Origin of the sequence: Micromonospora sp. NPDC049240, from assembly GCF_040647835.1 — a bacterium.
Classification (GTDB): Bacteria; Actinomycetota; Actinomycetes; order Mycobacteriales; family Micromonosporaceae; genus Micromonospora.
On sequence record NZ_JBEZCX010000023.1, the window covers coordinates 1 to 16,793 of the forward strand.

Below are 16,793 nucleotides of genomic sequence, written 5' to 3' on the forward strand. Positions count from 1 at the left end.
GCCCCGGAAACACAAACACCGCACCCGACCCACCCACACCCGCCGCCACACCACGCACCACCGCAGACGAAACATCCACATCCCGCAACCCAGCCGGGTCCTGCAAGCCGGCCAGGTCCTGCAACCCGGTCAGGAGGCCGTCCACATCCGCGGCCACCACCACCGCCCGGTGCGCGAACACCGACCGGGCGGTGGCCAGAGTCCAGGCCACATCCCGGACCGGGATCTCCGGCTGCTCGGTCACGAACGCCCGTAACCTGACCGCCTGCTCACCCAACGCACGGGCCGTTCTCGCCGACAGCGGCAGTGCCAACGGCGCCGACCCCACCGGTCCGTCGAGCGTGACGCTTTGCCCAGCCTCACCGTCGGCGACCTCGCTGATGACGACGTGGCAGTTGGCGCCGCCCATGCCGAACGAACTGACGCCCGCGACCAGCAGCCGGCCAGGGTCCGGCCATCCCGCGGTCTGCGTCTGCACGTGCAGGTTCTGTTCCTCCAGCCGAACCCCCGGACTCGCCTGCCGGAAGTTCAAGCTGGCCGGAATCTGACGATGACGAATCGCCAAGATCACCTTGAGGAGTCCGGCGATACCCGCAGCACCCTCAAGATGGCCGATGTTCGTCTTGACCGAGCCCACCCACAGTGGACCGTGCGCACGGCGGGGCCTGCCAACGGCCGCACCCAACGCGGCCGCCTCGATCGGGTCACCAACCCTCGTGCCGGTGCCGTGCAGCTCGACATACTGAACATCCGCCGCCCGTACGCCTGCGCGTTCATGCGCGAACCGAATGACCTCCTCCTGCGCGGAGGCACTAGGAACCGTCAGACCCTCGCTCACCCCATCGTGGTTGACAGCACTGCCGCGAATCACGCAATACACGTGGTCACCATCGGCCAACGCCTGCCGCAACGGCTTCAGGACAACGACCCCGCCACCCTCACCGCGCACGAACCCGTTGGCCCGCGCATCAAACGTGAAACAGCGGCCATCCGGCGACAACGCCCCGAACCTCGACAACTCAACAGCAGCCTCCGCGCTGAGATTCAGAAGAACCCCGCCGACAATCGCGCTGGAACACTCGCCGCGACGCAGACTCTCACACGCCAGATGAACAGCGACAAGCGACGACGACTGAGCGGTATCGACCGTGATGCTCGGCCCCGTCAACCCGAACGCATACGACACCCGGTTAGCGATCATGCCACGCTGCAGACCAGTAGTACTGTGCTCAGTTATCGCCTCCACCCCGTACCGACGCGACAGAGTGGCGTAGTCATCCTTATTCACACCGATGAACACCCCGACACGGGCGCCCCTGACACGCTCCGGCACCACGCCGGCGTCCTCAAGCGCCTCCCAACCCAACTCAAGCGCCAACCGCTGCTGCGGATCAACAGCAGCAGCCTCCCGCGGCGAAATCCCGAAAAAACCCGCATCAAACTGATCAACCCCGTCAAGGAAGCCCCCATACCCCGCACCCAGGGCCGGACTACCCGGATCGAACGCAGCGACGCCCCACCGATCAGCAGGAGTGGACGTGATCGCATCCAGTCCATCGCGTAACAGGGTCCAGAATGCTGCCGGACCAGCGGCGCGTGGCAGACGGCACGACACACCAATAACGGCAATCGCACTATCCTGGTCTCGGGAGATCTCAGACATCGCTGAAGGTCTCAGACATCGCCATCCTCAGATATTCTCATTCACCCTGCGGAAACACGAACCAGCGGCCTGGAAGTGAGCCAGGCCGGTGACGCCCCGGCTGCGCTCACACAGTCACCTGGCCTACACGTAATTTTCGATCAGCGCCAATCGGCTGCGCTTTGTAGCGAGTTGAGCGAAAATCTGGTGCGCGACGCCCTGATCGTGGTGGATCTCGTCGCCATGGCCTCGATCGGAATCGAACCCATCCGGCAGGCGGCAGAGCCGCCGCAGTGCTCGTGCTATTGGGACGACATTGATTAGCGGCGTGAACTGGAGACGTCGAGCTGGTTTTCGACGGTCAGACTGACATCGAGCGGGATACTCGCGCCTTCGACGATGACATGACGTTTCGAGCCGGTCTCGACGCTGCCGACCTACCCTGGGTCGTCCTTCTGATCCCACACGGACGAATTGTCGAGCAGCGCCTACAGTCAGTCGAGTATGTCCGGAGCATGCGGATCGGCCGGCAGCACCTCGTGCAGGACTTGCCGGGCTCCCGCCTCGCACCACTCGGCCTCGTGTCACCATTTCGATCCCAGCGGGCGGCACCACTGCGCGCGCCGGGCGACAGCAGCCCGATCTAGTCCCAGAAACCGTCCAGAATCGTCCATAGCAGCTGGTGGCCCTTTCACATGGCAAATCCACTATGGGCCGCCGTCTACAGAAGACTGGTGATCCCAGATTGTCTTGTGAGGCGATCCATGAGGTGCGGCAGACCCGCCGATTGCCTACGCAGTCGTTCACATGAACCGCTTACCTCCCCCAGGAAGCGTCTACCTGAGGCTAGGCCCGCCTTGGCGCAGCCGACTATCCGACCTGACCGGAAAGACACTTCGAGGTGAACGATGCAGCTCGCATGACCGAGCTAAGTCGCTGGGCCTAGGAACCGATGCCTGAGCGGCGGCGATCGAGGCAGCGTGATGAGCCGCCCGGCGATCAACGCCGATCCACGGCCGAACGGGCAAACGTGGACGAGGCATCAATGATCCTTCCCCGTAGAAGTTTTCTTCAACGGAACGACCCGTCCATACACGATTCTCAATATCCGCGCATCCTGTCAAGCGTCCGGCGCAACGACCGCAATCACGAAGAAGGGGCGCGATGAAGCGGCCCGGCTGGTCGTGTCGTTCGGCGACACCGGCGAGTTCGGCCGGCTCTGGCCGCCGGTCCGGGTCAGCGGACAAAGCCGGTGGTGGCAAACGCCTCCGCGTCGTCGGGTTCGCGGACCCGCGCAGGACCGGGCCGACAGCACTGTGACCGCCCGACGTAACCCGGTCCGGGATCCAGATCGACGAGCTGCGCCGTCCCGACGAGGTTCGGGCGGTCGATGAAGCCGGTCAGCCGGGCCGGGCCTGCGGCGTCCAGACTGTCAGGTTAGACATCGGGATCAGCAGCCCACCGCCGGTCGCCTTCAGCACCGGCTCCTTGCGCGCCCAACAGGGGAGGAATGCCCGGGTCCGGGCCGGGCGCAACCGCCATCCGGTCGCCGGTGTGCCTGAGGGAGACGTTGAGCGTGCTTCCGACGACCTCAGGGCGCCCGTGCGGCCCTCGGCACTCCGGGCACTCGCGGCGAGGCTTGACCTTCCGCGTACCGTCATCGGCCGACTCGGCAACCGCGACCTTGAGGAGCGCGGTGGCCGACGTGAGCCGCCATCGCGCCGCGACCCGGCGGAGCGAACACCGGCGCGGGCCCGCTCCGAGATTCGCTGAGCAGGCTTCGCACCAGTCGGGGGCGTCGGCCGGGTCGATGCACCACACGTGGCAGTCGGTCCGGGCGACTGCCACGCCTGCGAGTCCGGTCATCAGGCGGCACGGAGAACTCGCCGTTGAGGAACGCCGGCACGTGGAGACGATCAATACCGCCGCTGCCGGAGCCGACGGGCCGCGTTCAATCGGGTGTAGGACCGCCAGTGCCGAGCGTCGTCCCGGTGCGGGAACGCCTGGAACGGATTCGTACGGTTCTTGGCCTCGAAGCCGACGTCGGCAAGGTCATTCGCACTCACGTTCTGCCCGCAGCGGCCTGAACCCGTGTGCGGGAGGCGTGCGACATGGCCTGGCTCAGAGTGGCCGCCCGCGCGCCCGTCCCTGGCGCCATGGATCCGGCGCCTTACCGGTTCGTCGCAGCTCCTTGATCCAGCCGTTGGCGATCTGCCGGGGAACCGAGTAGTGCTCGGCGACCCTCGCCGCACTCCCCATCTTCCAGTACCTGACGGGGAAGTCGGGCGGCATGTCGCTGACGTGCTTACCGACGCGCCCGGGCGGTACCTTGTCCGCAGGCGCCGACGTCCGCCCTCCGTCGATCAGCTGCGCGGGTTCGTCTCGTTCCATGTCATGTCCGTCAACGATGTCCGGCACCGAGCCAGGGGTTTCCGCCTCTCCGGACAGCCGAGACGCAATCTCGACAATCTGTCGAAAGTCCAGCTCGGCCAGCGTCTGCGGCACGGTGGAGCCACCGCGGTCAGGCCGTACCGAAATCTCCCGGACGGCAGGGCCGGCTGAGGCCAGGTCCACAACGACCTTTATCTGCCCGCTGCCGCCAACCTGCTCAACTGTGATGAGGTACTCGCTCATCAAAGCTCTCCTCCATGCGGTGGGCTCGACCATGGGCAGCAGACTGCTACGACGGTCCACCGTCCAGCTTCCGCAGCCGGCCTATCCAACCCTTCGCGGTGTGCCGCGGAACCCCGTAGTGTTCGGCGACGCCGGTGACGGTACCAGCGGCCTCGTACACGGCCCTGACCTCTTCCGCGTCAGGCATGCGCCGGTAGGCGCGGCCCGACCCCGTCCCCTGATGGCGCGTCGCCTCTGCGGGTTGCACCGCGGCAAGTCGGCCATGATCCGCCGCGTCGTCTACCGACTGCTGAGTGTCGGACCGCCTGCGGGTCGAAACCCGACCGCCAGCGGGCGCGCCGGGCCCAACGACTCCAGTCCCCGCGCCGGCCCCCACTGCCGAACCACCGGCACGCGAGGCTCCCGCGCCCCCGATGAGTGCCCGCCCGATCGCCTCAAGATCTATCTCAGGCAGCGAGCTGACGGTCAAGCCGGCCGGGCCGTTGCTGCGCATCGTTATCTCAGCGATCCGGTGCACGCCGCCGCTGGCTTCAACCCTGATCAGGAGTTGAAACGCACCGGCAGTTTCATCGTCATCCGTTGATATGGCGACACGGAATGCAGTCATCCCGACATGCTAGTCCTTCGCCCTGCCGGTGCCGGCAGTGACGTCCGCCCTGGTCATGACAGGTTTGACGGCAAGGAGGGGAACTTGTGCTCCTCGACCTGTCCAGGCTGCTCGTATCGGTGGCCACCACTGGGCGAGGATGCCTGGTCGGGCCCCTACGCTTGGCGTACCTCGCGCCTTGGCGATGCTGCGGATGCTGCACCGACTCCCCCGCGACGTGCTACGCCGGCTCCGGTTTGTTGGTGCGTCCCGGGATCGTGCTTCGCTGGCACCGTGACCTGATCGCTGCCCGGGTCACCCGAGCGGTCCGCAATCTCGGCATGGACCTCCACGACACGCTGCCAGGCCCGTCTCCTGTTCCGGGATCGGGACGGCAGATACCCGGCGCTGGTTGACACGATTTTCACCGGCAGGGCTGACGGTCGTCCTCACCGGCGTCCGGACGGTTTCCGGCACCCGCAGCGGCGCCAGCGGGATCGGCGCCGCGATGGCGCGCCGGTTCGCCGCTGAGGCGCGGCCGGCGTCTGAGTCGCGGATCGCGACGGCGCGGCTGTCGAAAACCGGTAGGCGGACGTTCCCGCGCTGGCGACGCGCACCGGCGTGGCGGTGTCGAGTACGAGGTCGTCGCGCTGATCGACGCCGTCGACCGGCAGCTCGGGTCGACCGGCCCGTGCTGGTGGCCCCGGACGACGCGCCGTACACCGCGACGAAGCACGCCGCGGTGGCGTACGCCGAATGGCTGGCGGTGGCCTACGGCGACGTCGGCCTTCGGGTCAGCGCGCTGTGCCCGCAGGGCGTGCGTACCCCCTTGTTGGTGGCCGGCCTCGTGGCTGGGTCGGCCGCGGCGAAGGCCGTCACCGCGGCCGGCGAGCCGCTTGAGCCGGACGACGTCGCGGCGTGGTGGCCGAGGGGTTGGCGGCCGAACGGTTCCTCGTCCTGCCGCGCCCCGAGGTGTCCCGGTAGATGCAGTACAAGGCCGCCGACCGGGACCGCTGGATCGCCGGCGCCTGCCACCGGGCGGGCTGAACCGCCGGACGGGCGGCCGGAGGGTGGGCGGCCGGGTCAGTGGCGGGCGGTCAGCTTGACCCGCAGCGTGTTCAGGTGATGCTGGAACGGCGAGCTGGCATGCCAGTCCGGTGTCGCGTCGACCGGGCGCAGGTCCGGGAAACGATCAAGCAGGATGCGGAAACACTCGTCCGTTTCCATCCGGGCCAGCGCGGCGCCCAGGCAGTAGGACGCGCCCATGCCGAACGCGGTGTGCCGGTTGGGGGTACGGGTGATGTCGAAGCGGTCGGGTTCGTCGAACACCTCGGGGTCGCGGTTGCCGGCCACCATGGCGAGGTAGATGGTCTGGTGCGCCGCAATGGGCACGTCGCCGATCACCACCGGTTCGGTGGTCATCCGCACGACGCCCCCGCCCGGGCCGTCGCAGCGCAGCATCTCTTCCACGGCTGACGGGGTCAGCTCCGGCTTCTCCTTGAGCAGGTCGAGCTGCTCGGGGTTCTGGAACAGCAGGAGCAGCCCGTTCGCGATGAGGTGGGCCGTCGTCTCGTGGCCGGCGAACAGCAGCAGCACGCAGTTGGCGACGATCTCGTCCTCGGTGACCAGGCCGTCCTTCTCGGCGGCCGCGAACGTGCTCAGCACGTCCTCGCGCGGCCGTTGCCGGCGCTCCGCCAGCAGTGGCCGCAGGTAGTCCTGCATCTCCAGGATGCTGCGCTGGCACCGGCGCAGCTGGGGCAGGTTGGCGATCTTGAAGACCGTGAGGATGTCCCGCGACCAGGCCTGGAGCAGCTCGCGGTCGCGGATCGGCATGCCGAGCATCTCGGCGATGACGTTCGCCGGCAGCGGGAACGCCAGGTCCTTGACCACGTCCATCCGGCCCTGCGGCGCCACGGCGTCGAGCAGCTCGTGGGTCAACTCCCGTACCCGCGGGCGCAGCGCGTCCACTGTGGGGCGCGTGAAGTACCGCTTCAACAGCTGCTGGAAGCGGACGTGGTCAGCGGTGTTGGTGTGCCCCATCCACATGTCGATCGAGGCGCGCAGCGGCAGCAGCTCGTCCTGCTCGGCGGGACTCAACCGCCGGAGCCCCTGGGACATGTTCGCGTTGGCCAGGCGGCGGTCCTTCAACCCGGCGACGATGTCCGCGTGCCGGGTGACGAGGTACGCGTTGAGCTCCGGAACCCAGGTCACCGGGGTTTCCGCCCGAATTCGGTGGAACAGGCGGGTCGGGTTTTCCAGCGCCTTGAGGGTGAACAATCTGTCCTGCCGGATCGGCCCGTTCATGTCCTCCATCCGGTGATTATGACGTGGGACGTACGCCGGCGCCATGCCCGCCAACTGCGGGCACCTGTCGCTCGACCGGCCGGAAAAGTTCCCAGCAAAGCGCAGGAAATTGGCGGGAACCAGGTCGGGGCGGGTTTCGACCAGGGCCTGTCCGCCGATCATGGAAGCCCGATGATGGCGGCGATCAGGACGAGGCCGGCCGGGTAGCGGATGTGCGTCTGGCGTAGCGAGTGGCCAGGTCACGCCGCCGCTTGAGGCGGCTGAAGCAGCGTTCCACGACGGTGCGCTTGCGGCAGGTCGTCTTGTCGGAGGTGGGTGGCCGGCCACCGGCGTGCACATCTCCTTTTACGGAACGTAGCCGGATCGGACTTGTCATTACTTGCGCGAGATGGTCACTGAGCTGCAATTAGGCCGCTCAGCTTGCATCGACCGCTGTAACTCTTATCCAATATTTGACTTGATCCACAGGACCGTCGCCACACTCACCAGGGAGAGCAAGTGTGCGCTGGAGGGAGCGGCCGAATCGCTTGCCGCCGAGGCCGGGCACCTCGGGGTCAAGGTGACCATCCTGCAGCCGGGCGGCTTCGCCACCGGTTACAGCGCCAACCTGCGGAGACCGGAGCACGGTATCGCGGACTACACGCCGGTCAGCGAGGGCATGTTCCGCGCGCTGCACGAGATGAACACCTATGCGGAGATCAACTCCCCCGAGCTCTTCGCCGACGTGGTCTGGCGGCTCGGTCAGATGGACTCGCCGCCGCTTCGACTGCCGGTGGAACCCGACGCGGAGGCGTTCCTGAAGCTCGCCTACGACGCCCGACGCCGAGAGTACGACCAGGTGGTCAAGGCGGGCCATCACACCGTCCCGTGAGCAGGCGCGCGAGGTGGCCTTCGCCGGCCGACCCCGCCCGAGCAGCCGGCGCCAGAGGTGAATCTGCTCGGGTGGTGGAGGACAGCGAGCAGGCCGTGCTGGCCGGGATGCGGCAGTCGGCCGAGGACGCCAGCTGCTCGCCCCGGTCGTCCGAGCACCATCTTCGACGAGTTGCGCCGTCCGGACGCCGACCGCCCCGGGCAAGCTGGCCGTCCCGGCCATCCCGGCGACGTCGGCGGGCATTCCGGCGGCGGCGGACCCCAGGACCATGCCGACGGCGCAGTGCCCCGCCGGCCGGGCGAGGCACCCATTCGACTCAGGACTATTTCGCCACCAAGGCACAATCGAGCTAAACCGATGCAACCTGGCGCCGGCAGAGAGATTGTCTTGTCAGCCACGCTACCGAGTGTTAGCGTTCGGATACAGCTCGATCCCCCTTCGGCACCAATCAGGACAATGGCTTCCATCAACGCCACAAATTGCCCTGAACGCTCACTTCATGCTCGCCCGTAGGAGATTCGTGTGCAATCAAAGCGACCGCGAGGATGACCGCCACCTCGGCTCGTGAATCGCCATTTACACTCGATTCCTCCCGGTCCCGCGACTTTCGCCTGTACTGGCTCGCCGGCGGAGTCAACCTGCTCGGTTCCCAGGCCTCTGGCCTGGTGCTCCCGCTGGTGGCGCTGGCGATCAGCGGCTCGCCCACCGCCGCCGGCCTGGTCGGCGGCGTCGGTCTGGCCGGACGGCTGGTCACCGCGCCGGTGGCGGGAGTCCTGGCGGACCGGTTGCCCCGCAAGGCCATGATGGTCACCGCACTGCTGGTGGCGGCCGGGGCGATCGGCATGGTCACCGCCACGCTGGCGGCGGGCGCGGCGACCCTCGCCGTCCTGACCGGTGCCGCGTTCGTCGAGGGGGTGGCCCAGGCCGGCTACGAATCGGCCGGCGCGGGTGCCATCCGTCGAGTGCTGCCCGCCGACGACAAGCAGGCACTGGCCCGGCTCGAAGCGCGCAACCACGCCATGCGGATCGCCGGGCCAATGCTCGGGGGCGCGCTTTTCCAGGTGGCGCGCTGGATGCCGTTCCTAGCCGACGTGATGACCTATTTAATCGCCGCTTCCTGTGTCGCCGCCATCCGGACGGATCTGTCCCCACAACGGACGGCACGTCATTCGTTCCTCACCGATCTCCGGGCCGGTCTCCGCTTCGTGTGGAGACGAAAATTCCTGCGGTTCGTCACGTTCTGGGCCGCCGGAATCAATTTCGTGCTCGGGGCGCTCGTCTACCACACCATCCTGGTCACCGGCCGTCGTGGCGACCTGCCGGTGTCGATCGGCCTGATCCTGGCGATCGCCAGCGTGGGCGGCCTGATCGGCGCACTGGCCGCGCCCGGGGTGCTGCGTCGGGTCCGCCCGGTGGTGGCCATCCCGGTCGTGTCCTGGGTGACGGTGGGCCTGGTAGCCCTCCTGGCCGTGGCCCGACAACCCTGGAGCTACGGACTCATCTTCGGACTGATCTTCCTACTCACACCCATCGTGGCCATCGTCTTCCAGTCCCGCGCCATCACCGTCACGCCCGACCATCTCCAGGGGCGGGTGGCGACGGTGATCGGCACCACCGGTGATGTCCTGCGGGTGTTCGCGCCGGTCGTCGCGGGCGCCCTGGTCGCCCGGTTCGCCCCGGGCATCGCGGCCCTGTCCCTCGCGGTGCTCACGGCCCTGCTCGCTGCATACGCGACAGTCAATGTCCGACGGTTGCGCAACAGCGCTCCGACCGTCAGGGAGGACTGAAAGATGGCCCGCCCCTTCCGGGTCTACTACCCGGCACTGCCACTGGTGGCCGAGCACGCACCGCACCGGGCCACCTACATCGGCGACGCGGACGGCCGCTGCCAGGTCTTCGCCTGGGACCGGGCGGCCGGTTCGGCCCACCAGGTCACCGCCCGCACGGCTGGCACCAACCGCGCGGCCGTCGATCCCGCCGGCACCGCTGTCTGGTGGTTCGACGACGACCTGACCGGGACCGGAACGTGGCGGATCAGCGACTTCGACCATCCGGAACGCTCGTCCGAGGCGCTGCCGGGGATCGCGCCGGCACGGCACGCCGGCCTCGCCATGACCGCCGACGGCACGGCCATGGTCGGCCTCTCCGACGAGGAAGGCATGACGCTGTACCGGTGGACCACCGACGGCAGGGTCACGCCGGTCACCCGGATGTCCGGATACGCCCATCTGGTCGACGTGGATCCGACCGGCGACCTGCTCGTGGTCGGCCGGGACGCCGCGTCGCCGGAGGGGACGACGGTCCTCGACTCCCGCGGCGGACCGGTGGCGGTGCTGTCGGGGGGTGCGGGCCGGCGGATCTGGCCGCTGGGCTTCGCGCCCGGTTCCGGCCCCGCCCGGCTGCTGCTGGTCGTCGAGGAGGACGACGAGTACGCGATCGCCACGTGGGCCCGGGCCGACGGGCTGAGCCGGCACCGGTGGCGGTTCGACACCGAGATCACGGCGAGTTGGTACCCGGACGGGAACCGGGTTCTCGTCCGGCAGGACCGGCACGCCGGCAGCCGCCTGCACTGCGCCGACCTGACCGCCGGCACGCTGACGGGAGTTCCCACGCCGGCCGGCAGCATTCTGGACGCGGCGGTCTGGCCCGACGACGACGTGGCGTACGTCTGGACGGACTCCACCACTCCACCACAGATCCGCTCGGTCGCCGGGCTGGAGTTGCCGCGGGGACCGGACGACGGGCCGGCTGACGAGGCGGTGTCGCTGGCCGAGTTCTGCCGGCGGAGCGAGGTCTGGGCGGCGGGAGCCGCGGGCCCGATCCACGCGCTGGTGGCCGCGCCCGCCGACCGGACCGGGCCGCTGCCCGCGGTCTTCCTGGTTCACGGCGGGCCCTTCCAACATGCCCGGGACGCCTACGAACCGCTGGTCGAGGTCCTGGTCCGCGCCGGCTGCGCGGTCGTGCGGGTCAACTACCGCGGGTCCAGTGGCTACGGTGCCGCCTGGCGTAACGACTTCCGGGCCGGGGTGGGGCTCACCCAACTCGAGGATCTCGCGGCGGTCCGATCCCACCTGAGCGACCGGAGTGTGATCATCCCGCACCGGGTGGCGCTGTGGGGAAGTTCGTGGGGCGGCTACCTGACCCTGCTCGCCCTCGGCCGACAGCCGGAGCTGTGGCGGCTCGGGGTGGCGATCAACCCGATCGCCGACTATGCGGCAGCCTTCGAGGCGGCCACCCCGGCGATCCGCGCGCTCGACACGGCGCTGTTCGGCGGCACCCCGGGCGAGGTCCCCCAGCGGTACGCCGAATCGTCCCCGGCCAGCTACGTCGACCAGGTACGCGCGCCCACCTTCCTCGCGGTCGCCACCGACGACGTTCGGTGCCCGCCAGCACCGGTGGAGCGGTACGCCGGAGCGCTGATGCGGCGCCGGGTTCCCGTGAAACTGCTGCGGACGCGAGCCGGGCACGAGGACTTCGACGCTCGAGGTCACGTCGCCCTGATGCAGGCGGTGCTGATGTTCATGCAGCAGCACTTCGACGGCGCACGGAACGAGGGGACACCGGTCGCGCTCGCCATGGCGCGGCCGAGGGACTGACGTACCGGGCGGCGGCCTGACGGTCTACCCACGACGAGGGGAGGTGAAGAGCATGCGTAAGAACATCATCGAGAACGACCCGATCAGCGGTAACCGCGACCAGGGCCGTTCCGACGTCTCCGTGACGGTGACGGTCTCTGTCAGTTTCTGACGCAGCACGGTGGAGTGGGACCGACGGTCCGGGCTCTCGGCCGGCGACCTGCGGTCCCACTCCACCCCCACCCCCACCGTCCTGCCCGGGGCATGGTGAGCAAGGAGAGACGACGTGCGGATTCTGCTGGTCAACATGCCGTGGGCGTCCATCGATGTCCCGTCCCTGGCGTTGGGGATCCTCACCAACAGCGTCCGCCGGAGGTATCCGGACGCCGAGGTGGAGGTCCTGCACGCCAACCTCGACTACGTCGACTGGGTGGTCGACCGGACCGAGTTCGGGTTACGCGACTACCAGTACTACTCGTTGTTCACCTACTTCGCCGGCTGCGGTGACTGGGTCTTCTCCTCGGCCCTCTACGACGACCCGGAGTGGCGGGTGGAGGAGTTCACCAGCCGGGTCCGCGACCAGATGTCCGAGCGGGAGTTGGCGCTCAACGTCGAACTGCACCGTTGCGCCCCCGAGTTCATCGGCGACCTCGCGGCCAGGATCGTCGAACGGGGACCGGACCTGGTGGGCTTCACGTCCACCTTCCAGCAGAACACCGCCGCGCTGGCGGCGGCCAAGCACGTCAAGCGACTCGATCCGACGATCCGTACCGTCTTCGGCGGCGCCAACTGCGACGGCGAGCAGGGCGCGGCCCTGCACCGCAACTTCCCCTTCGTCGACCTGGTCGTGCGGGGCGAGGGCGAGGCGGCGTTTCCCGGCCTGCTCGCGGCGCTGACCGGCGACGACCGGGCCCTGGCTTCCGTCGAGGGCCTGTGCTGGACGGACCGCGACGGCCGGCGGACCGCGAACCCGATGAGCACGAAGCCACTGCCGCCGGCCGAGATCGTCTCCCCCGACTACACCGGCTACTTCGAGCGGCTCGCCGCGTCCCGGGCCCGCAACTGGGTCGAGCCGAAACTGGTCGTGGAGGGGGCGCGGGGCTGCTGGTGGGGCGAGAAGCACCACTGCACGTTCTGCGGGCTGAACGGATCGTTCATGGAGTTTCGCAGCAAGCACCCGGGCGCGTTCTACGACGAGATCATCGGGCTTGCCGAGCGGCATCAGGTGCTCGACATGTTCGTGGTCGACAACATCCTCGACATGAGCTATGTGTCGACACTCCTCCCTCGGCTTGCCGAGTCCGGATACGACCTGCGGTTGCAGTACGAGATCAAGTCGAACATGAAGGGCGCACAGGTGCAGGCGCTGGCCGACGCCGGCCTGGTGAGCGTGCAGCCCGGCATCGAGAGCCTCAGCGCCCGGGTACTCAAGATCATGGACAAGGGCGTGACCGGCTGTCTGAACGTGCGGATGCTGCGGGACGCCGAGACCAGCGGCATCACCGTCGCCTGGAACTACCTCTACGGCTTCCCGGGCGAGACCGGGGAGGACTACGAGAGCATCCTGGCGCAGTTCCCGGCCCTGCACCACCTGTCCCCGGCGGGTGGCAGCAGCCGGATCGCCATCGAGCGGTTCAGCCCCTACTTCAACCGGCCGGAGCTGGGTTTCGGCGAGCTGCGACCGGCCGCGCAGTACCTCCTGAACTATGACCTGCCCGAGTCGGAACTGATGAACCTGGCGTACATCTTCGACGTACCCCAGCGGGGCATCGGCACCGACCTGGCCGCCCGGCTCGACGCGGCGGTCACCGAATGGCAGGACGAGTACGCCCGCAGCCGCCTCACCCACCTCGACCTCGGGCACGAGATCGTCCTGGTCAGCCGCCGTCGCCACTTCGACTGGCGCGTCGTCCGGCTGACCGACGCAGGGGAGGTCGCCGCCTTCCGGCTGCTCGACCAGCCACACAGCCTGGGCTCCCTGGCCCGCCGGCTGTCCCGGCCCGAACCGGAACTGGCGGTCCTCCTGCAACGCTGGCGGGAGCTGGGGGTCGTCTTCACCGACGGCGGGCAGTTCGTGCACGTCGCGCCCCGCTCGATGAACCAGCACCTGCTGCGCATCGACCACCTGCACCCGGAACGGGTCGGCGCGCGGCCGGGGGCCGACAACTCCGAGATCCGGTCGGCCGAGCCGGCCACCCTGACCACCGTCTGAGGAGAACCACCGTGGCCATCGCCGGACCCACCCTGGCCCCCGTGCCCGTCCGTCTCGCCCACGACCACGACCGCGAGGTCGGCGACGTACCCGGGATCGACCTCGGTGTCACCGAGCTGCAGGGGCCTCCCGGCGAGGCCGTCGCCGGCTGGTTCGACGCGGGCATCCGCCACGTCACCCTGATCGACCCGGTGAACTTGGCCGTCGAGGACGACACCGCGTCCCGCGACGCGGTCCGCCGCCTGGTGCTGGTTCGGGAGCTGACCAGTCACGGGATCGGCGTCGAATGGCGGCTGCTGCTGCCGGTCGACGGCGGGGCGGACTGGCGGGTCTTCTGCCACCTCTATCCGCCCGCCGAGCTCTCCCCGGCGGCCGGGGACGAGATGGAGCCGCTCGACGCGTGGCGACGGTCCTACTACATCGACAAGTGCACCTTCCGGCGTGGCCCGGGGTTCGTGCAGGTCCGCGACCGGCGGTCCAGCCGGCTCAATCTGCTGACCATCGACGACCCGGCATATCTGGCGATGCTGGCACAGGTCATGGAGGCCGCCCCGATCGCCGACATCGACCTGGACATCGCCCGCGACTTCGCGGCCGAGGGCCTGGTCGTGCAGGTGGGCACCATGCTGGTCTGGCTGCCGTATCGGCTACGTCGCTGGCCGCTGCCTTCCATGATCATCTAGTACGGCGGACGTGGGGCCGGCTCCGGTGATGACGGCGCCGGCCTGGCCCGCCGGCCGACGGTCCGAATTTCCCGCGCCGTCCTCACCCGGAGCCGGCCGGGCGACGGGCGCGGCCAGCCGGTCGAGTATCCATGCGGTGATGAGCGCCTCCGCTCGCCACGACCGCTCCCGTCCGCTCGGTCCGCTGTGCCCGCCGTGCATCTCGGTGCGCAGCAGCACCGCTGTGGCCGGTGACAGCGACCGGATGCGGGCCACCCACTTCGCCGGCTCGTGACAGGCAACCCGAGTGTCGTGCAGGCCGGCCGTCGCGAGGATCGGAGGGTACCGGTGCTCGCCGACGTTGTCGTAGGGAGCGTACGACTTGAGGTATGCATAGACGTCCGGGTCGGCGACCGGGTCGCCCCACTCATCCCGGTCCTGCACGGTCAGCGGCCGGTCCGGGTCCAACATCGTGGTGAGGGGATCCACGAATGGCACCTCCGCCACGATCCCGGCGAATCGATCCGGCGCGAGGTTGGCGACGGCGCCGACGAGCAGTCCGCCCGCCGACGCACCCCGAGCCACGAGACGGCCGGAGGCGACCCACCCCGCGGCCGTCAGGTGCTCGGCGGTCGCCAGGAAATCCGTGAAGGTGTTCTTCTTCGCCAGCAGTCGGCCGCCGTCCCACCAGGAACGGCCGAGTTCCCCGCCGCCACGCGGATGCGCGACGGCGAAGACGACCCCTCGGTCCACCAGGGACAGCAACGTCGGAGAGAACCACGGGTCAGCCGGCACCTGGTAGGCGCCGTAGGCATAGAGAACGCCGCCGATACGGGGAGCGCCACGGCGGGCCAGGATGGAGACCGGCACCCGTACGCCATCCGGAGCCGTCGCCCACTCCCGGTGCTGCTCGTAGTGTTCGGGCCGGAATCCGCCCCCCACCCTGGTCTGCCGGCGCAGCAGCAACTCGCCCGAACCGAGGTCGCAGTCGTAGACCGATTCGGGCGTGACGAGCGACGCGTATCGAAGCCGGAACAGCGTGGTGGAGTATTCCAGGTTCCGATCGGGCCGGACGGTGTGGATCGGCTCGGGGAACACGACGTCACGGTTTCCGGTGCCGTCCGGGGACAGGATGCGCAACCCGGTCAGGCCGTTGCGGCGCAGCGCCATCACCGTGTGCTGAGCGAACGCGTACACCTGGGTGAGTCGGACACCGGGGACGTGCTCCACCAGGGAATGCCAGGTGCCCGGGGCGGCGGCCGGGGTCCAGGCGAGCGCGAAGTCGGGGGCGCCAGCGTTGTGCAGGACCAGGAACCGTTCTCCTTGGTGGTCGACCGTGTAGTCGACGCCGGGGCGTCGGGGTGCGACGACGACCGGCGGGCCGTCGGCTCGGTCCGCGGCGATCACGTGCACCTCGCTGGTGGTTCGACTACGTGAGGTGATGACGATGAATCCACGCGAACGGCTGAGGGTGACCCCGAGCCGGAACTGACGGTCGGGCTCCTCGTGGACCAGCCGGTCGCCGGCCGATGAGCCGATCGTGTGCCGCCAGACCCGATACGGGCGGCCGGTGTCGTCGGCGGTGACGTAGAACAGCCTGGTTCCGTCGGCGGACCAGGCCGATCCGTAGCTGACGTCGGGCATCCGGTCGGGCAGCAGGGTGCCGCTGCACAGATCCTTGATCTGCAGGGTGAACCGCTCGTCTCCGGTGTGGTCGACACCGTGCGCCAGCAGCCGACCGTCCGGGCTGACGTCGAAGATGCCGAGATTGAAGTATGGCGAGTCACCCGCGAGGATGTTGCGGTCCAGCAGCAATTCCTCACCGGGCAAGGGGCCGCCGGCCCCGGCGGCACCGCCGACCTCGGGCGGGGCTGTCGCACCCGCCGACGCCGGGACGCGGCAATGCAGGATGTAGGGCCGACCTGCCTCGGTGCGGTTGTAGTACCAGTAGCCGTCCTTGAGCACCGGCACGGTCAGTTCGGCCGGCGCCGTACGGGACCGGAACTCGTCCAGCAGCATGTCCCTCAGACTGGCCAGGTGCGCCGTAGCCGTCGCCGTGTGGTCGGCCTCCGCACGGAGATAGGCGATCGTGTCGGGGTTGTCACGCTGCTGCAGCCACGCATACTCGTCGATGACCGTGTCGCCGTGGTAGGTGCGCTGGGTCGCGATCTGCTTGGCTCGTGGGGGCACCGGACGCTTCATGCGACCACGCTAGGGCGGTGCCGGTCGCGGACGACAATAATGTCTGGGCACGCCGAGCCTTTTATAGTACGGTTGCCGTATCGGGTTGACGTGGTCCCCGACATT

The 16,793-nt window shown here is 68.8% G+C and carries 8 protein-coding genes and 3 pseudogenes; 6 read left to right on the forward strand and 5 right to left on the reverse strand.

The genetic code is table 11. From position 1 onward, the window contains the following. Both AB0B02_RS27305 and AB0B02_RS27310 read right to left on the reverse strand, forming a co-directional pair. The coding region (locus AB0B02_RS27305; protein WP_357304966.1) for a beta-ketoacyl synthase N-terminal-like domain-containing protein at nucleotides 1-1,663 on the reverse strand (1,663 nt) is incomplete at its 3' end. 2,100 nt (nucleotides 1,664-3,763) lie between these two features. Beyond that, nucleotides 3,764-4,276, reverse strand: coding sequence for a hypothetical protein (locus AB0B02_RS27310; RefSeq protein ID WP_357304969.1), 513 nt, complete (start codon nucleotides 4,274-4,276; stop codon nucleotides 3,764-3,766). A 1,277-nt stretch (nucleotides 4,277-5,553) separates the two neighbouring features. Here AB0B02_RS27310 and AB0B02_RS27315 point away from each other — a divergent pair. Beyond that, nucleotides 5,554-5,843: pseudogene (locus AB0B02_RS27315) on the forward strand (SDR family oxidoreductase); the annotation flags it as partial. Nucleotides 5,844-5,945: 102 nt separating this feature from the next. Here the strand turns inward: AB0B02_RS27315 and AB0B02_RS27320 are convergent. Both AB0B02_RS27320 and AB0B02_RS27325 read right to left on the reverse strand, forming a co-directional pair. Then, the gene (locus AB0B02_RS27320; protein WP_281940183.1) at nucleotides 5,946-7,175 is read right to left on the reverse strand and encodes a cytochrome P450; all 1,230 of its coding nucleotides are present in this window, start codon (nucleotides 7,173-7,175) and stop codon (nucleotides 5,946-5,948) included. Nucleotides 7,176-7,324: 149 nt separating this feature from the next. After that, a pseudogene (locus AB0B02_RS27325) lies at nucleotides 7,325-7,494 on the reverse strand (IS5/IS1182 family transposase); the annotation flags it as partial. Between the two features lie 129 nt (nucleotides 7,495-7,623). On the opposite strand from AB0B02_RS27325, the gene AB0B02_RS27330 reads away from it, so the two are divergent. From AB0B02_RS27330 to AB0B02_RS27350, 5 genes are all read left to right on the forward strand, one after another. Beyond that, nucleotides 7,624-8,037: a hypothetical protein gene (locus AB0B02_RS27330; RefSeq protein ID WP_357304973.1), complete on the forward strand. Its 414-nt coding sequence runs from the start codon at nucleotides 7,624-7,626 to the stop codon at nucleotides 8,035-8,037. A gap of 545 nt (nucleotides 8,038-8,582) precedes the next feature. Next, nucleotides 8,583-9,824 (forward strand): MFS transporter, encoded by a 1,242-nt coding sequence (locus AB0B02_RS27335; RefSeq protein ID WP_357304976.1) that lies wholly within the window; start codon nucleotides 8,583-8,585, stop codon nucleotides 9,822-9,824. Between the two features lie 3 nt (nucleotides 9,825-9,827). Next, on the forward strand, nucleotides 9,828-11,633 hold the full coding sequence (locus AB0B02_RS27340; RefSeq protein WP_357304980.1) for an alpha/beta fold hydrolase: 1,806 nt from the start codon (nucleotides 9,828-9,830) through the stop codon (nucleotides 11,631-11,633). A gap of 265 nt (nucleotides 11,634-11,898) precedes the next feature. Further along, the gene (locus AB0B02_RS27345) at nucleotides 11,899-13,824 is read left to right on the forward strand and encodes a RiPP maturation radical SAM C-methyltransferase (RefSeq protein WP_281940177.1); all 1,926 of its coding nucleotides are present in this window, start codon (nucleotides 11,899-11,901) and stop codon (nucleotides 13,822-13,824) included. 41 nt (nucleotides 13,825-13,865) lie between these two features. Next, a complete protein-coding gene (locus tag AB0B02_RS27350) occupies nucleotides 13,866-14,507 on the forward strand; it encodes a DUF5825 family protein (RefSeq protein WP_357304984.1) in 642 nt (213 codons plus the stop codon). Nucleotides 14,508-14,621: 114 nt separating this feature from the next. Here the strand turns inward: AB0B02_RS27350 and AB0B02_RS27355 are convergent. After that, nucleotides 14,622-16,688: pseudogene (locus AB0B02_RS27355) on the reverse strand (S9 family peptidase); the annotation flags it as partial. Nucleotides 16,689-16,793 lie beyond the last annotated feature (105 nt).